The organism is Williamsia sterculiae, assembly GCF_900156495.1.
GTDB lineage: Bacteria > Actinomycetota > Actinomycetes > Mycobacteriales > Mycobacteriaceae > Williamsia_B > Williamsia_B sterculiae.
In genome coordinates, this window is record NZ_FTNT01000003.1 from 76947 (window position 1) to 93327 (window position 16381).

13 protein-coding genes are annotated in these 16381 nt (G+C 68.8%); 5 read left to right on the plus strand and 8 right to left on the minus strand.

The window, feature by feature from the left end; all coding sequences use genetic code 11:
• Nucleotides 1–28 precede the first annotated feature (28 nt).
• Nucleotides 29–1537, plus strand: a complete 1509-nt coding sequence (gene hflX, locus BW971_RS05965; protein ID WP_200799368.1) for a GTPase HflX — start codon at nucleotides 29–31, stop codon at nucleotides 1535–1537.
• A gap of 31 nt (nucleotides 1538–1568) precedes the next feature.
• Here hflX and BW971_RS05970 read toward each other — a convergent pair whose 3' ends face one another.
• From BW971_RS05970 to BW971_RS05985, 4 genes are read right to left on the minus strand one after another with little or no spacing between them, the layout of a single operon-like run.
• Nucleotides 1569–1826: an HPr family phosphocarrier protein gene (locus BW971_RS05970; protein ID WP_076477609.1), complete on the minus strand. Its 258-nt coding sequence runs from the start codon at nucleotides 1824–1826 to the stop codon at nucleotides 1569–1571.
• Nucleotides 1827–1873: 47 nt separating this feature from the next.
• On the minus strand, nucleotides 1874–3928 hold the full coding sequence (locus tag BW971_RS05975; protein ID WP_076477611.1) for a PTS fructose transporter subunit IIABC: 2055 nt from the start codon (nucleotides 3926–3928) through the stop codon (nucleotides 1874–1876).
• Nucleotides 3929–3983: 55 nt separating this feature from the next.
• Entirely contained in the window at nucleotides 3984–4955 is a 972-nt protein-coding gene (locus tag BW971_RS05980) for a 1-phosphofructokinase family hexose kinase (protein ID WP_076477613.1), read from the minus strand.
• Complete coding sequence (locus tag BW971_RS05985) at nucleotides 4952–5743, minus strand: DeoR/GlpR family DNA-binding transcription regulator (protein WP_076477615.1); 792 nt, start codon at nucleotides 5741–5743, stop codon at nucleotides 4952–4954. The genes BW971_RS05980 and BW971_RS05985 overlap by 4 nt, the downstream gene beginning before the upstream one ends.
• A gap of 134 nt (nucleotides 5744–5877) precedes the next feature.
• On the opposite strand from BW971_RS05985, the gene ptsP reads away from it, so the two are divergent.
• A complete protein-coding gene (ptsP, locus tag BW971_RS05990; RefSeq protein ID WP_407701197.1) occupies nucleotides 5878–7605 on the plus strand; it encodes a phosphoenolpyruvate--protein phosphotransferase in 1728 nt (575 codons plus the stop codon).
• A gap of 27 nt (nucleotides 7606–7632) precedes the next feature.
• On the opposite strand, the gene lexA is transcribed toward ptsP, so the two are convergent.
• Nucleotides 7633–8361 (minus strand): transcriptional repressor LexA, encoded by a 729-nt coding sequence (gene lexA, locus BW971_RS05995; RefSeq protein WP_076477617.1) that lies wholly within the window; start codon nucleotides 8359–8361, stop codon nucleotides 7633–7635.
• Between the two features lie 115 nt (nucleotides 8362–8476).
• Here lexA and BW971_RS21845 point away from each other — a divergent pair, with 115 nt between their 5' ends.
• Together BW971_RS21845 and nrdR are read left to right on the plus strand one after the other, a co-directional pair.
• Nucleotides 8477–9157, plus strand: coding sequence for a hypothetical protein (locus BW971_RS21845; protein ID WP_234974266.1), 681 nt, complete (start codon nucleotides 8477–8479; stop codon nucleotides 9155–9157).
• 175 nt (nucleotides 9158–9332) lie between these two features.
• Nucleotides 9333–9803: a transcriptional regulator NrdR gene (nrdR, locus tag BW971_RS06005; RefSeq protein ID WP_076477619.1), complete on the plus strand. Its 471-nt coding sequence runs from the start codon at nucleotides 9333–9335 to the stop codon at nucleotides 9801–9803.
• A gap of 12 nt (nucleotides 9804–9815) precedes the next feature.
• Here nrdR and hrpA read toward each other — a convergent pair whose 3' ends face one another.
• Nucleotides 9816–13796 carry an ATP-dependent RNA helicase HrpA gene (gene hrpA, locus BW971_RS06010; RefSeq protein WP_076478185.1) on the minus strand — a complete coding sequence of 1327 codons (3981 nt, stop codon included), beginning with the start codon at nucleotides 13794–13796 and terminating at the stop codon, nucleotides 9816–9818.
• A 68-nt stretch (nucleotides 13797–13864) separates the two neighbouring features.
• Between hrpA and BW971_RS06015 the strand changes: the two genes are divergently transcribed.
• On the plus strand, nucleotides 13865–15094 hold the full coding sequence (locus tag BW971_RS06015) for an aminotransferase family protein (RefSeq protein WP_076477621.1): 1230 nt from the start codon (nucleotides 13865–13867) through the stop codon (nucleotides 15092–15094).
• A 71-nt stretch (nucleotides 15095–15165) separates the two neighbouring features.
• Here BW971_RS06015 and BW971_RS06020 read toward each other — a convergent pair whose 3' ends face one another.
• On the minus strand, nucleotides 15166–15696 hold the full coding sequence (locus tag BW971_RS06020) for an alkyl hydroperoxide reductase (protein ID WP_076477623.1): 531 nt from the start codon (nucleotides 15694–15696) through the stop codon (nucleotides 15166–15168).
• A gap of 51 nt (nucleotides 15697–15747) precedes the next feature.
• Nucleotides 15748–16335 carry a peroxiredoxin gene (locus BW971_RS06025; protein ID WP_076477625.1) on the minus strand — a complete coding sequence of 196 codons (588 nt, stop codon included), beginning with the start codon at nucleotides 16333–16335 and terminating at the stop codon, nucleotides 15748–15750.
• Between the last annotated feature and the right edge of the window lie 46 nt (nucleotides 16336–16381).

A 16381-nucleotide genomic window follows, 5' to 3' on the forward strand; every position in this document is an offset into this window, starting at 1 on the left:
ACTCGCGGCGTGCCACCCTGTCCGACATATGACTGAGAGCTACATGACAGACCTTCATCCCTCGCCGACCACCGGCGAACTCCAGCTCGACGAACGCAGCTCGTTGCAGCGCGTGGCCGGGCTGTCCACCGAACTCACCGACGTCACCGAGGTCGAATACCGGCAGCTACGCCTCGAACGGGTCGTCCTCGTGGGCGTCTGGACCGAGGGATCGTCCGCGCAGGCCCAGGCCAGCATGGTCGAGTTGGCCGCCCTCGCCGAGACCGCGGGGTCGCAGGTTCTCGACGGCATGATCCAGCGTCGCGACCGCCCGGATCCGGCCACGTACATCGGATCGGGGAAGGCCACCGAGCTGCGGGAGGTGGTGCTGGCCACCGGTGCCGACACCGTCATCTGCGACGGTGAGCTCAGTCCGGCACAGCTGACCGCGCTGGAGAAGGTGGTCAAGGTGAAGGTGATCGACCGAACCGCGTTGATCCTCGACATCTTCGCCCAGCACGCGACGTCCCGGGAGGGCAAGGCGCAGGTCGCACTCGCGCAGATGGAGTACATGCTGCCGCGGTTGCGCGGTTGGGGTGAGTCGATGTCCCGGCAGGCCGGTGGTCGTGCGGGGAGCAACGGCGGTGTGGGCCTGCGTGGTCCCGGTGAGACGAAGATCGAGACCGACCGCCGCCGTATCCGTGAGCGGATGGCCAAACTGCGCCGTGAGATCCGTGGGATGAAGACCGCGCGCACCGTGAAGCGCACCCAGCGGTCCGATGCCGCGGTGCCCGCGGTCGCGATCGTCGGATACACCAACGCGGGCAAGTCCAGTCTGATCAACGCGATGACCGGATCCGGCGTGCTGGTACAGAACGCCCTGTTCGCAACCCTCGACCCGACCAGCCGTCGCGGTGTCCTCGACGACGGCCGGGAGGTCGTGTTCACCGACACCGTCGGATTCGTCCGTCACCTGCCGACCCAGTTGGTGGAGGCTTTTCGGTCGACGTTGGAGGAGGTGACCGCCGCCGACCTGCTGCTGCACGTCGTCGACGGATCCGACGAGTTCCCGACCGATCAGATCGATGCGGTGAACACCGTGTTGCGCGACATCGAGGGGGACGGCGGGATCACCGCCGACAACGTGACCGACTGGACGGCGCCGACCGACCTCGCCGGCACTCCACCGGATGTCGCGTCCGCCGACGGCAGCCGGGGCGCGGCGATGCCGCCGGAGATCCTGGTGATCAACAAGATCGACAAGGCCGACCCGCTGGTGTTGGCCCAGTTGCGGGGTGCGTTCCCGGGGGCGGTGTTCGTCTCCGCCGCCACCGGCGCCGGTATCGGTGAACTGCTCGACCGCATCCGTGAGGTGGTCGGTCGCGACGACATCGAGCTGTCGGTGCGTATCCCGTTCTCCCGCGGTGATCTGGTGTCACGCATCCACGCCCAGGGCGACGTCCTGTCCACCGATCACGACGCCGCCGGCACCCTGATGCGTGTCAAGGTGCCGTCGGCGTTGGCGGGTGAACTGACCGACCTGGTGGTCAGCGGCTGATCGACCGATCGACGACCAGGTCGGTCAGCCGTCAGGCGTCGAGGTCGGCGGCGACGAGCCCGGCGATCTGGTCGAGCGTCGCCTGATCCTCCGCGTCGACCGTGATCGCGGTGCCCTTCTCGGCGCCGAGGGTCATGATCATCAACGCCGATCCCGCGTCCACCGGTTCGCCGCCGTCGACGGCGAGGGTGACCGGCGAGCCGGTGGCCGCGACCGCCTCGGCGATGATGGTGGCGGGACGGGCGTGCAGGCCGACGGCTGAGCCGACCGCGACGGTGGTACTGGGCATGATGGGTTCTCCTGATCTCTGATGGGTGTGCGGTGATGTGGTGACGGTCAGGCGGCGACGGTGTGCGTGGTGGCGGTGACCTCGGACTGCTGTTCGGTGCGGGCCTGATGATGTACCCGCATCTGTTTGAGGGCGAGGACCAGAGTCGCGCTGATCACCATCCCGACCAGCAGCGACAGCAGGAACCCGAACACATTGCCCATCGCGAAGAAGACGAAGATGCCGCCGTGCGGTGCCCGCAGGGTCACGTCGAAGGCCATCACCAGGGCGCCGGTCACGGCGCCGCCCGCCATCATCGACGGGATCACCCGCAGCGGGTCGACGGCCGCGAACGGGATCGCCCCCTCGGAGATGAACGACGCGCCGAGCAACCACGCCGCCTTGCCGTTCTCCCGTTCCGGCTCGGTGAACAGTCGTGGTCGCAGTGCGGTGGCCAGGGCCAGGGCCAACGGTGGGACCATACCCGCGGCCATCACCGCTGCCATGATGCGCAGTTGCGCCGGATCGCCGCTGGACAGGCCCTGCACCGCGAACGCGTACGCCGCCTTGTTGACCGGGCCGCCGAGATCGAAGCACATCATGAGGCCGAGGATGATGCCCAAGATGATCGCCGAGGTGCCGGACAACCCGTTGAGCCAGTCGGTCAGCGAGGTGTTGACCCACGCCAGGGGGCGACCGAGGAACAGGAACATGATGCCGCCGGTCGCCAGGGTGGCCAGCAACGGGATGATGACCACGGGCATCAGGCCGCGCGCCCACGCGGGCAACGGGATCCGTCCCACCCAGAGGGCGACGAAGCCGCCGAGCAGACCGCCGACCAGACCGCCGATGAAGCCGGCGCCGACGAAGACGGCCACCGCGCCCGCAGTGAAGCCTGGTGCGAGACCGGGTCGGTCGGCGATGGCGTAGGCGATGTAACCGGCGAGGGCAGGGACCAGGAACGAGAAGGCCAGGCCGCCCAGGGTGAAGCAGATGGCGCCGAGGTACTGGGCGAGGCCGCCCGACGGCAGGTTCCACAGGCTGTTGCTCAACGCGATGGTCTTGCCGATGGCCTCGGTGCCGTCCGCCGATCCCGGTGGGGCCAGGGCGATCTTGTACCCGCCGAGCAGAAAGCCGAGGGCGATGAGCAGACCACCGGCGGCGACGAACGGGATCATGTAGCTGACTCCGGTGAGCAGTACCTGGCGTAACCGGGTACCCCACCCGAGATCCCCACCGGCCGTCGAGGCGGTGGCCGCGGCAGCGGTGTCACCGCCGACACGCGACGCGTCGGGGTCGCCTGCGGCCGCGACGGCCTCGGCGATCATCACATCGGGTTCGTTGATGGCGCGCTTCACCCCGGAGGCGATGACAGGTTTGCCTGCGAACCGGTCACGGTTCTTGACGCCCACGTCGGTGGCGAAGATGACGGCGTCCGCGTCGCGGATCACCGATGGATCGGTCGGGGTGTTGGCCGACGAACCCTGGGTCTCGACCACCAGATCGACCCCGGCGCGTTCGGCGGCGAACTTCAGTGCGTCGGCGGCCATGTAGGTGTGCGCGATACCGGTCGGGCAGGCGGTGATCGCAACCAGTCGGGTGGCTGCCTTCGCCGGTGCGCCGCCGGACGCCGCCGGAACCGCGGCGGCAGCAGGAGATGTGGCTGGGGCGGGGTTGATGGCCTGGTCCACCAGGGCGACCACCTCGTCGGCCGACTTCGCGTTGCGCAGCGAGGTGACGAAGTCGGGCCGTACCAACGCGCGAGCCAGTGAACTCAGCAACTTCATGTGCTGCGAACCACCGGACGCGGGGGCTGCGATGAGGAACACGAGGTCGGCGGGGCCGTCCTTGGCGCCGAAGTCGACGGCAGGCGCGAGGCGGGCGAACGACAGGCCGGCGGCCGAGACACCCTCGGTGCGGCAGTGCGGGATGGCGATACCACCGGGCAATCCGGTCGCCGACTGCGCCTCGCGCGCCATCGCGGCCTCGTTCACGGCAACGGTGTCGTGGACCCGGCCGTCGGCGGCCAGTCGTTCCACGAGGAAGTCGATGACCTCGGACTTCTCGGCACCGGCGTCGACGTCGAGGGCGACGAGGTCGGTGGTGATGATGTTCTCTGACATTCTGGGCTTTCTCGAGTGGTGATGCGATTCGGCGGGTGGATGGTCGGACGTGGTGTCAGGCGGCTCCGGGGGTGAGTTCGACGACTGCGACATCGGCGAGGCGGAGCTGGGCCGTGGTCGGCGGTTGGGTTCCGGGCAGGGCGGCGGCGGCGGCGCCGTAGGCGACGGCCGTGCGTAGGCATTCCGCGGGCGGCGCGTCCCGCGCCGCGGCGATCAGATAACCGGCCAGTGAGCTGTCACCCGCGCCGACCGTGGACAACGGGACGATCGATGGGGGAGACGCATACCAGCTCCCGGAACCGGTGAGCAGAAGAGCGCCGGCGGACCCCAGGGTGGCGAGTACGCAGGAGCCGCTGAGTCGGGCGAGCTCACCGGCCGCGGCCAGCGCCGGACCGGGATCTCCTTGCGCTGCGGCATTTTCCAGGTCGTCACCGTTGACCCCGACCAACCCGGCCAGCTCGTGGGCGTTGGGTTTGAGCAGGTCCGGAGACGAGTCCGGGAAACCTGCGGCCACCTCGGCCAGCGGGCGGTCCGAGGTGTCCAGGGCGGTGCGGCAGTCCACGTCACGTAAGGCCGTCAGCACCTCGCGGTACCAGTCGACGGGGACCCCCGGGGGCAGGGAACCGCAGACGGCGACCCAGTCGGCGGTCCGTGCGTGGGTGAGCACGGTCCGCGTGAGAACGCCGAGTTCGTCGGGGCCGATACCGGCGCCGAGCAGGTTCAGTTTTGTGGTGGTGCCGTCTGGTTCGGTGACCGTGACGTTGCTGCGCACCTCGTCGGACACGGTGACCGCGTCCACCGGCAACCCGGTCGCGGCGAGGGCCACCAACAGCGGGTCACCCGGACGAGCGGGGACGACGGCCAATGTCGATGCACCGGCGAGGTGCACCGCGCGGGAGACGTTGACGCCCTTACCGCCGGGCTCCTGACGCGAGGACAGCGCCCGGATCACCGAACCGCGCGTCAGCGGGCCGGGCAGGGCCACGGTGCGATCCATGCTGGGGTTGGCGGTGACGGTCACGATCATGCGATCACCACCTCCACACCGTGGGCCGACAGGGTCGCCGACAGGTCGGCGGGGATTCCCGCGTCGGTGACCAGTACGTCGATCTGTCCGAGGTCGGCGAACGACACCAACTCCTCGCGGCCCACCTTGGACGAGTCCGCCAACACCACGACCCGCTTGGCCGCGTCGATCATGGCCGCCTTGACCGCTCCCTCGTCGGTGTCCGGCGTGGACAGGCCGTGCTCCTCGCTGATCCCGTTGGTGCCGACGAAGGCGACATCGATGCGATAGCCACGTAGTTCGGTCAGGGTGGTCGGACCGACCGCGGCCTGGGTCAGTCCGCGGACCCGGCCGCCGAGTAGCTGCAGCTCCGCACGTCGGCGGCCCGATGTGGGTGCGGCCGGCTGGGCGGCGACGGTCGCGGCGATCTGCACCGAATTGGTGAAGACGGTGAGCGAGCGATCCGTGGGCAGGTGGGCGGCAGCCTGCACGGTGGTGGTGCCCGCGTCGATGAGCAGACTGCCGCCGTCCGGTGGGCAGAAGCGGGCGGCGGCCGCCCCGATCCGCCGTTTGCGGTCAGGGTGAGAGGTCTCGCGCTCGGCGACACCGAGTTCACCCATGGACACGGCATCGACGGGGACCGCGCCGCCGTGGACCCGTCGCAGGTGTCCTGCTCGTTCGAGGCTGGCCAGATCGCGGCGAACCGTCTCACTGGTGACGTCGAACGCGTCGGCGAGATCAGCGACCGATGCCCGACCCAGCGCATGCACCTGGTCGGCGATGGCGCGTTGGCGCTCTTCGGCGTACACGGATGGCTCTCCGATCTGACAGGGTGAATCCGGTTACGAGGAAAATCTGTGTTTGTGTGGTCTCAGATGTTGATATGTATGTGTTTACGCCTGAGTGTGTTGACAAGTCAAGGAATTCTTGTAACTTCGATCACATGAGTTCGCACGTCGACGCCCCCGTCACCACCGACCCCGACACCACGGACACGGTGCCGGCCCGCACGGTGTTCACCGGAACGCCGGTGGTCGCCGGGGTCGCCTATGCGCCGGTGATCCGGCCAGGGAAGCGGCCCGACGTACCCGACGCAGCATCCTCGGCGGTGGTCGACGATGCCGAGCGTGTCGCCGAGGGCGAGCGTTTCACCGCGTCTGCCGCACGCGTAGCCGACCGGCTGCGCGCCCGCGCGTCCGCCGCGACCGGCGTGGCTGCCGAGGTGTTGTCCGCAACCGCAGGGTTGGCCCAGGACCGTGGCTGGACCGGCACGGTGGGCAAACTCATCGTCGCGGGCAGCACCGCGGAAACCGCGGTCGCCACCGCGAGCGCGCAGTTCGTCGACATGTTCACGACCCTCGGCGGCGTGATGGCCGAGCGGGTCACCGACCTGCGGGATGTACGTGACCGGGTTATCGCGGATTTGTCAGGGGTGCCTGAACCTGGTGTGCCGCAGCCTGATCGACCGTCGGTGCTATGTGCCGACGATCTTGCGCCTGCCGACACGGCAGGGCTCGATCCGGCCATGGTCCGGGGATTGGTCACCCGGCTGGGTGGTCCCACCAGTCATACCGCCATCATCGCGCGGCAACTCGGTATCCCCTGTGTGGTCGCCGTCGACGGCCTCGACCGTGTCCCGGTGGGCACCCGCATCCTGGTCGACGGCGGTGCGGGGGAGATCACGGTGGAACCCGACCCGGATCAGGCCCGCGACCTCGAGCGGCAGCATGCGCGACACGCGGCCGAGATCGCCCGCTGGAACGGCCCCGGAACGACGGCCGACGGCGTTCCGGTGGCGATCCTGGCCAATGTGCAGGATGGGATCTCGGCTCGGAAAGCATCGACGGCGCCGGTCGAGGGGATCGGGCTGTTCCGTACGGAACTCGCGTTCCTCGACCGCGCGACCGAGCCCACGGTCGACGAGCAGACGGCGATCTACCGCGAGGTACTCGAGGCATTTCCGGGCGGCAAGGTGGTGATCCGCACCCTCGACGCGGGATCGGACAAGCCGCTGCAGTTCGCCGACCAGGGGGTGGAGGCCAATCCGGCGCTCGGGGTGCGCGGACTGCGTATCGCCACCGGCTCCCCGGGGTTGCTCACCCACCAGCTCGACGCCATCGCCGCTGCCGCCGCGGCGACCGGCGAGTCGCCCTGGGTGATGGCACCGATGGTGGCGACCGCGGCCGAGGCGCGCGACTTCGCCGCGCTGTGCCGTGACCGCGGGCTGACCCCGGGCGTGATGGTCGAGGTCCCGGCCGCGGCACTGTTGGCGCCGGCGATCCTGGCCGAGGTCGACTTCGTCTCCATCGGCACCAACGACCTGACCCAGTACACGATGGCCGCCGACCGGATGTCGTCGGAACTGGCAGCTCTGACCGATCCATGGCAACCCGCGGTACTGCGTCTCATCGAGATGGTCGGCCGGGCGGGCGGCGACGCGAACAAGCCGGTGGGAGTGTGCGGTGAGGCAGCGGCCGATCCGGTGTTGGCCTGTGTCCTGGTCGGTTTGGGCGTGACGTCGCTGTCCGGTGCCCCGACCTCGTCGGCTACCGTGGGAGCCCGGCTGGCCGACGCCGATCTGGCGCACTGCCGAGCGGCGGCCGCCGCGGCGCTGGCGACGGCCGATCCGATCGCCGCGCGCGAGGCGGCAGCGGCCGCACTGTCCGGCTGATCGTCGCCCGGGGAACGGGTCGGTCGGTCAGACCCGTCGCATCACCGTGACCACCTTGCCGAGAACAGCGGCATCGTTGCCGGGGATCGGCTCGAAAAGCGGGTTGTGCGGCATCAGCCACACCTCGCCCTTGGTGCGTTTGAACGTCTTGACGGTGGCCTCGCCGTCGATCATCGCGGCCACGATGTCGCCGTTGTCCGCGACGTTCTGCTGACGCACCACCACCCAGTCGCCGTCGCAGATGGCTGCGTCGACCATCGACTCGCCGACCACCCTGAGCAGGAACAGTGACCCCTCACCGACCAGCTCGCGCGGCAGCGGGAAGACGTCCTCGACGGCTTCCTCGGCGAGGATCGGACCGCCCGCCGCGATGCGCCCGAGTACCGGGACATACGTCGGGGAGGGTAGGGCCTCGCCGTCGACGCCGGGCGCCGCGGGGGGTGTCGGTGGGGCGTCCTGGGCGGGTGAGACCAGCACGGCCCGCGGGCGATTGTGGTCTCGTTTGAGCAGTCCCTTGCGCTCCAACGTCCGCAGCTGATGCGCCACCGACGAGGTGGACGTGAGTCCCACGGCGTCCCCGATCTCGCGGATGCTCGGTGGGTAACCGCGGTCGCGCACGGACGACCGGATCACGTCGAGAACCTCCCGTGCACGCGGCGTCAGCGACGACTCGGCCTCGGCGGCGGACTCCTCGAAACCGGCGGCGGTGACGCCGGCGCCGAGCTTCTTCGACCCCGGTGTGGACTTCTCTGGCACTGTCTCCTCCTCTGACCAGCGGATATCGACGACGCTACTGCAAGAATGTCTCGATCTCAAACATTTGTTCGACGCGAGTCGCGCGGATGTCGGACCCCCGTGGTACAAATCGAACATGAGTTCACTCGAACACGTGATCGACGCACGGCGGGCCCTTGTCGAGCCGTCGGGTACCGATCACGACCACCGACATCTGGAGGGCTCCGTGACCGTTCTCGACTCCACCCCCCGCGGCGAGACCCCCCGCACCGCGGCGGACACCGCCGCGCGGTCGACGCGCGGACACGTCCCCACGTCGGCCACCGGACGAACCGCCCGCCGCCGCGGCGGACGCCGCCCGGTCGCCCCGACGTCGACGGTGGCGGTTGCCGTGCCGGTGACCCGGCCCGTGCCGACGCGGAGTCGGCGTACCGCCGCCGAGTCCCGACGTCGTCCCGACGACCGCCGGATGACCTCTACTCGTGGCGGCACCGCCTGCCGTGGATCTCGCCGGATCACGTCGGCGGTCCGGGTGTCGTGGGCGGCGGCGTTCGCGGTGGGGGTCGTGCTGGCCCTGACCGTCGTGATGTTCGCGCTGCTCGGAGGTGCCGTGCAGGATTCCGCCGCACCGGCGTCGACGGCCACCCAGGTGGTGCACGTGCGCGTGGGCGAGTCGCTGAGCGAGGTCGCGATGCGTACGGCACCCGATCGCGCACCGCAGGCGGTGGTGAACGCCATCATCGCGCTCAATCACCTGGCCGACACGGGGGTGACCCCGGGACAGGCGTTGCTCACCCCGGTGTACGCCACTCCCTGAGCCGCGTCGGGTCATGTCCAGTTCATCGCGTTCACCGCGGTGCCTCGGCGGCGCCGTCGGCTCGCTGTCGCACGCCGTGCCGGTATCCTCGACGGCGCGGGGCCGGGTCGATGGTCGACCCGGAGCGGATCCGGATCGCCGGTGTTCGCGACCCCCGGATGGCGACGAGGTCGAGATGCACTGCCCCTTCTGCAAGAACCCCGACACACGGGTCGTGGACTCGCGGGTGGCAGAGGATGGTCAGTTGATCCGCAGGCGTCGCTCCTGTCCCGAGTGTGGGCGGCGGTTCACCACTGTGGAATCGGCGGTGCTCGCCGTGGTCAAACGCAACGGTGTCACCGAGCCGTTCAGCCGCGAGAAGGTGATGCTGGGGGTGCGCCGCGCCTGTCAGGGGCGCGACGTCGACGAGGACAAGCTGCGGTTGCTCGCGCAACAGGTGGAGGACACCGTGCGTGCGTCCGGCAGCGCCGAGGTCCCGAGCAACGAGGTGGGATTGGCGATCCTCGGCCCGCTGCGGGAGCTCGACGAGGTCGCCTATCTCCGGTTCGCCTCGGTGTACCGATCCTTCGATTCGGTGGACGACTTCCAACGGGAGATCGACGAGTTGCGTAGTCGCACGCCCGAGGCGGGCGTCACCTCGAACTGACCCTCGGTCTGCTCACGTCAGGTCGGTGATGGCCCTGCGGATCCGCTTCTCCGACACGGGGTAGGCGGTGCCGAGTTGCTGCGCGAACAGCCCCACCCGGAGTTCCTCGACCATCCATCCGATGGCATCGTTCACCGCTGGCCGCCGTGGTGCGGGAACGCGGGCCAACCGGTCGTTCCAGTACTCGACGACGCGATCAATCGTCGCCATCGCCGTGGCGTCGCGGTCGGACGAGGCCGGCAACTGCGCCAATCGTTCGACGATCGCCGACAGGTAGCGCGGGACCTGGCGCAGATGGTCGGGGGTGGTGGCACCGACGAAACCGTCGTACACCAGGTGGTCGAGTTGGTCGGTCACATCGTCCCGGACGTCGGCGGAAACGGTCGTCGACAAGGCTTCTCGTGCCCGGCCCAGTTCCTGGGTGATGTCGGCGACGGTGGTCAACACGGTGACGGCCACCCCGTGTGCGCGTGCGCTCACCTCGGTACGCACCGCGGCGAAGTCGTCGGCGGTGCGCACGTCACCCGCCGTGCGCGGCATCAGCGATCGGATGGCGCACCGGGTGCAATCCCGCAGCAATGCGTCGACGTCGGGATAGGGACTGAGGCGAAGCGAGATCCGTTGCGCGGTCGGCAACGACGACACGGTCGCCGGCCGCAGACGAGGTGTGGACCGCTCCAACAACGCCAGCACCGCGACCCGGGTGGTACCCCGCCGTTGACCGACGGTGTCGAAGGTGCGGACGATGATCCCGGCCGGTGTCGCCGCGAGCCCGGGGTAGCTCGTCACCCGCTGACCTCCGATTTCCTCGGTCACCGACTCGGGCAGATCGCCGATGGACGCGGCGGTCCAGTCGGTATACGCGGTGGTGGTCGGGCGGCGCGGGGACGACGATCTCGGTATCCGTCGCCGTAGTTCGGTGAGCGACCGCGCTGCGGCGATCTCGGAGCCGGAGTCGTCGATGGCGGCAAAGCGCATCTTCAGGTGGTCCGGCACCGTGTCCGGGGCGAAGTCGCTCGCGCTGATGCGGGCATCGGTGAGAGTGCTCAGTTCGCGGGCCAGCCCGTCGATCAACGGCTCGGATCGGACGGTGAGTCGGGCGAGCGCGGCGGCGGCGAAGTCGGGAGCGGGTACGACCTGGCGCCGCAGGGGTTTCGGCAGCGTACGGATGAGTGCGGCGGCCAGTTCGGTGCGCAGACCGGGAACTTGCCAGTCGAATCCGGATCCGCGGACCCGGGACACCAGGTCGACGGGGACGCGCACCGTCACACCGTCGTCGTCGGCGCCGGGTTCGAACCGGTAGTCCAGCGCGAACCCGGACTCACCCTGTTGCCAGCGTTCCGGGAAGTCCTGCCGGGACACCTCGGCGGAGGTGTCGGCGACATCGGCGAAGGTCATGTCGAGGAGCGCGGGATTCTTCCGACGCTCCGTACGCCACCAGGTGTCGAAGTGGCGCGCCGACACCACATCGGGCCCTATCCGTCGGTCGTAGAACTCGAACAGCTGGTCGGAGTCGATGGCGATGTCCCGGCGACGGGCGCGGTGTTCGAGTTCCTCGGCGTCGTCGAGGAGTTCACGGTTGCGATGGACGAACTCGTGGTCGGAGCGCCACTCGCCCTGTACCAGCGCGTGCCGGATGAACAGTTCCCGCGAGACCTCGGGGTCGATGCGGCCGAAGTTCACCAGACGTCGGGTCACCAACGGGACCCCGTAGAGGGTGACCCGTTCGTAGGCCATGGTCGCCTGTCGCTTGCGGGACCAATGAGGTTCGCTGTGTTGGCGTTTCACCAGATCGCCGGCGAGTCGTTCGGCCCATTCCGGTTCGATCCGGGCCACGGTGCGGGCCCACAATCGTGAGGTCTCGACGAGCTCGGCGGCCATCACGAACCGAGGTGGCTTCTTGGCCAGAGGCGAACCGGGGAACACGGCGAAACGGGTACCGCGGGCGCCGAGGAACTCCCGGGTGTCGCCGTCGCGGACACCGATGTGGCTGAGCAGTCCAGACAGTACGGATTGATGGATGGCGGTCACGTCGCCGTACACGTTGTCGTCACCGTCCGGCTCGACCGCACCCGAGGTCGGGGTCCACCCCAGCTCCACCACGGTCTGACGCAGCTGGCGATGCAACTCCCGCCATTCCCGGATCCGCAGGTAGTGCAGGAATTCCCGCTGGCAGCGACGACGGAACTGCCCGTGCGACAGTGTCGCGCGCAACTCCTCGAGGTGCTTCCACAGCGCCAGGTAGGCCACGAACTCCGAACCCGACGTGGCGAAACGGGCGTGTGCGGCGTCCGCGGCCTCGCGGTGGTCGGCCGGTCGTTCCCGCACATCCGGTAGTGACAGCGCGGCGACGATGATCAGCAGTTGCTCCAGACACCCTTGACTGTCGGCCTCCACCAACATCCGACCCAGACGCGGTTCGATGGGCAGTGCCGCGAGCTGGCGCCCCACCGCGCTCAATCGCGGCCCACCGTGCCGCTGTTCGGATCTCGACGCCGGCACCGCGGGATCGGTGACCAGCGCGCCGAGTTCGGTGAGCAAGCCGATGCCGTCGCGGATGGCGCGGTCACCGGGTGTCTGCACGAACGGGAAGGCCGCGATGTCACCGAGACCGAGGGAGGCCATCTGCAGGATCACCGACGCCAGATTGGTGCGCAGGATCTCCGGATCGGTGTACTCCGGACGCGATTCGAAGTCGTTCTCGCTGTACAACCGGATGCAGATGCCGTCGGACACGCGGCCACAACGACCGGAACGCTGGCGTGCGGCGGCCTGCGACACCGGTTCGATGGGCAGCCGTTGCACCTTGGTGCGCAACGAGTATCGCGAGATTCGTGCGGTGCCCGTGTCGATGACATAGCGGATGCCGGGGACGGTCAGTGACGTCTCGGCGATGTTGGTGGACAGGATGATCCGGCGTCCGGTGGACGCGGTGAAGATGCGGTGCTGCTCGGCGGCGGACAGTCGGGCGAACAGTGGGAGGATCTCGGCGCCACGGGTCTGGGTCAACGGCCGTAACGCCTCAGCGGTCTCGCGGATGTCGCGCTCGGTGGGCAGGAACACCAGGATGTCACCCGCGGCGTGGGACCACAGCTCGTCCACCGCGGCGCGGATGCCCTGGATCTGATCGAGGTCGTCCCGGTCGTTACCGAGGTCGTCGCCGGTCCCATCCGTATCGTCCGGTGCCCGGTCCTGGGCCCGCAGCGGACGGTATCTGATCTCCACCGGATAGGTGCGCCCCGACACCGAGATGATCGGCACCTCGGCGTCCGCTGTGGCGAAATGCTCGGCGAACCGCGCCGGTTCGATCGTCGCCGAGGTCACGATGACCCTGAGGTCGGGACGACGGGGGAGCAGTTGCCGGAGGTAGCCGAGGATGAAGTCGATGTTCAGACTGCGTTCGTGCGCCTCGTCGACGATGATCGTGTCGTAGGCCCAGAGCATCGGGTCGCGTGACAGCTCACGCAGCAGGATCCCGTCGGTCATCACCTTGACCAGGGTGGTGTCGCCCACCCGGTCGCTGAACCGCACCGAGAAGCCGATCGCCCCGCCGACCTCGGTCCCGGTCTCCTCGGCGATGCGCTCGGCCACGGATCGCGCCGCGATCCGCCGCGGCTGGGTGTGGCCGATCATCCCGCGGACCCCACGGCCGAGTTCGAGGCAGATCTTGGGGAGCTGGGTCGTCTTCCCCGATCCGGTCTCCCCGGCTACCACCACCACCTGATGGGTGGCGATGGCCTCGGCGATCTCGTCCCGCGCGGCACTGACCGGCAGCACGGCGGGGTAGTCGATGCGCGGGACGGCGGCTCGCCGACGTTCGACGCGGGCGAGGGCCCGGTCGAGGTCGCGGCGGAACCGTCCTGCTGCCGGGCTCTCCGGGCGTTCGCGGATCGTCGGCAGGCGACGCAGCAGCCGGTGTTCGTCGGCCAGCGTCACCGTGGCGAGCTCGGCGGACACCTCGTCGACGTCGGCTGCGGGTGGAGGAGTGGGCATGATGCCCTCCATCGTATGGGTGCCGTACCCGGTCACCGGGCGCGACGGCGACCGGGCATGATGAGGGCATGGATTATCCGCTGTGGCACGGGTTCGCGGACATGGGTGCGGTGACGGCGTCGGGGCCGTTCGTCGTCACCCGCGGTGAGGGTGCGTATATCTGGGATGCCGACGGTAACCGTCATCTCGACGCGACCGCCGGCCTCTGGTTCACGAATGTCGGTCACGGCCGCACCGAGATCGCCACGGCCGTCGCCGATCAGCTGTCGTCGCTGGCGCACTGCTCGGGGTTCGGTGATCTCACCTCCGACGTCACCCTGACGCTGGCACGGCGACTCGAGGCCATCGCGCCGGTGCCCGGCAGCAAGATCTTCTTCACCTCCGGCGGTAGCGATTCGATCGACTCCGCGGTGAAGCTGGCCCGGCGGTACTGGCACGAGCAGGGTCGTCCGGAGAAGAAGACCGTCGTCAGCCGGACGAAGGCCTACCACGGTATGCATGTCGCGGGTACCGCGCTGTCGGGGTTGCCGCCGAACCGCGAGGGTTACGGCGAGTTCATGCCGGATGCGGAAACCGTCGACTGGGACGACGCGAAGAGCCTGCTCGGGCTGATCGAGCGGGTCGGTGCGGACAACATCGCGGCCTTCTTCTGCGAACCGATCATCGGTGCCGGTGGCATCTACCTGCCGCCCGACGGATATCTCACCGAGGTACGTGAGATCTGTCGTGACCACGACGTGCTCTTCGTGGCCGATGAGGTGGTCACCGGATTCGGTCGGATCGGTGGCGGCGCGTGGTTCGCGTCGTCGCGATTCGACCTGCAACCCGACATGATCACCACCGCCAAGGGTCTGACCAGTGGGTACGTGCCGATGGGTGCACTGTTCGTCGCGCCGCACATCGCCGAGCCGTTCTTCGCAGGCGGCGTGTGGTGGCGACACGGTTACACCTACGGCGGGCACGCGGGGGCCGCCGCCGCGGCCATGGCCAACCTCGACATCATCGAGCGCGAGGGTCTCCTCGACGAGGCCGCACGCCTGGAGGATGAGCTGGCCGAACACCTGGCGCCCCTCGGCGACCTCCCGGCGGTCGCCGAGGTTCGGACCGGACTCGGCGTGGTCACCGCGGTACAGCTCGCGGATCCGGCCCAGGCGCCGGGCGCGGTGGTGGCGCTGCGCAAGCACGGTGTCAGCACGCGGGCGGCCGGACAGGGCGCGCTGCAGATCTCCCCGTCCTTCGTGATGACGACCGAGCAGGTCGCCGACCTCGCCGACCGGATCGGTGCGGCTCTGCGCTGAGGCAGTCACAACGCGACAGGGCCGGTTCACCTCGATGGTGAACCGGCCCTGGTCGGTACGGGCGCGACCGATCAGCCGACGAGCACCTCGGCGGTGGTGAGGGCCTGTGCGACCCCGGCGACGATCGAGGCGACCTTGAGCGCCTCCAGCACGGCCTCACGGTCCACGCCGTCCTCGCGCAGGGTGTTCTCGTGTGCGGCGACACAGTGGCCACAGCCGTTGATCGAGGAGACGGCGAACGACCACAGTTCGAAGTCGGCCTTCTCCACACCGGGGTTGCCGATGATGTTCATCCGCAGACCCGGACGCAGGTCGTCGTACTTGCCGTCGAGGAAACCGCGGCCTCGATAGAACACGTTGTTCATACCCATGATGGATGCGGCACCCAGTGCGGCGTTGTATGCCTCCGCGGACAGGATGTCGGCGGCCTCGTCACCGATCTCCTTGAGCACCCGGGCGTTCCGCGTCGCCGCGGCACTGGCCAACAGCGTCCCCCACAGCTGGTCCTCCTTCAGCACGGTGGTGCGGGCGATGGAGCCCAGATTGAGCTTCAGATCCTTCGCGTATTCGGGCAGTGCGGACTTCAGGTTGTCGATACTCATTCTCGGTGCTGCCTCCTGGGCGACGAATGGTGGGCGAGGGATGCGGAGCGATCAGACACTCGCGGTGAGGAGTTCCTTCGCGTCGATCGTCGGATCGCCCTTACGCCAGTTGCACGCGCACAGCTCGTCGGATTGCAGTGCGTCGAGCACGCGCAACACCTCGTCGACGTTGCGGCCCACCGACCCGGCGGTCACGGAGACGAACTGGATCTCGTTGTTCGGATCGACGATGAAGGTGGCGCGATCGGCCACACCGTCGGCGTTCAGCACGCCGGTCGCCGACGCCAGTTCGCGCTTCAGGTCGGAGAGCATGGGGAAGGGCAGCGTCTTGAGCTCGTCGTGCTGTGCGCGCCACTGGAAGTGGACGAACTCGTTGTCGACGGAGACACCCTGCACCAGCGCGTCACGATCCTCGAACTCCTCGTTGAGCTTGCCGAAGGCCGCGATCTCGGTGGGGCACACGAAGGTGAAGTCCTTGGGCCAGAAGAACACGATGCGCCACTTCCCGGGATTGTCGTCGCTGCTCACCGCGGTGAAGTAGTCGTCGGGCTGCTGTGCGTCCACCGCGGAGAGGTCACCGCCGATGACCGCGGTGAGCTTGTAGGACGGGAACTGGTCGCCGATGGTCAACAGGGCCATGGGTTCTCCTTCGATCGTTGTGGACACGGAGGCGGTGTACCCGGAC

What these genes read in the sequence shown, in the direction of transcription:
- hflX (WP_200799368.1), top strand. Translation starts at nt 29, where the DNA reads ATGACTGAGAGCTACATGACAGACCTTCATCCCTCGCCGACCACCGGC.
- BW971_RS05970 (WP_076477609.1), bottom strand. Translation starts at nt 1,826, where the DNA reads ATGCCCAGTACCACCGTCGCGGTCGGCTCAGCCGTCGGCCTGCACGCC.
- BW971_RS05975 (WP_076477611.1), bottom strand. Translation starts at nt 3,928, where the DNA reads ATGTCAGAGAACATCATCACCACCGACCTCGTCGCCCTCGACGTCGAC.
- BW971_RS05980 (WP_076477613.1), bottom strand. Translation starts at nt 4,955, where the DNA reads ATGATCGTGACCGTCACCGCCAACCCCAGCATGGATCGCACCGTGGCC.
- ptsP (WP_407701197.1), top strand. Translation starts at nt 5,878, where the DNA reads ATGAGTTCGCACGTCGACGCCCCCGTCACCACCGACCCCGACACCACG.
- BW971_RS21845 (WP_234974266.1), top strand. Translation starts at nt 8,477, where the DNA reads ATGAGTTCACTCGAACACGTGATCGACGCACGGCGGGCCCTTGTCGAG.
- nrdR (WP_076477619.1), top strand. Translation starts at nt 9,333, where the DNA reads ATGCACTGCCCCTTCTGCAAGAACCCCGACACACGGGTCGTGGACTCG.
- hrpA (WP_076478185.1), bottom strand. Translation starts at nt 13,796, where the DNA reads ATGCCCACTCCTCCACCCGCAGCCGACGTCGACGAGGTGTCCGCCGAG.
- BW971_RS06015 (WP_076477621.1), top strand. Translation starts at nt 13,865, where the DNA reads ATGGATTATCCGCTGTGGCACGGGTTCGCGGACATGGGTGCGGTGACG.
- BW971_RS06020 (WP_076477623.1), bottom strand. Translation starts at nt 15,696, where the DNA reads ATGAGTATCGACAACCTGAAGTCCGCACTGCCCGAATACGCGAAGGAT.
- BW971_RS06025 (WP_076477625.1), bottom strand. Translation starts at nt 16,335, where the DNA reads ATGGCCCTGTTGACCATCGGCGACCAGTTCCCGTCCTACAAGCTCACC.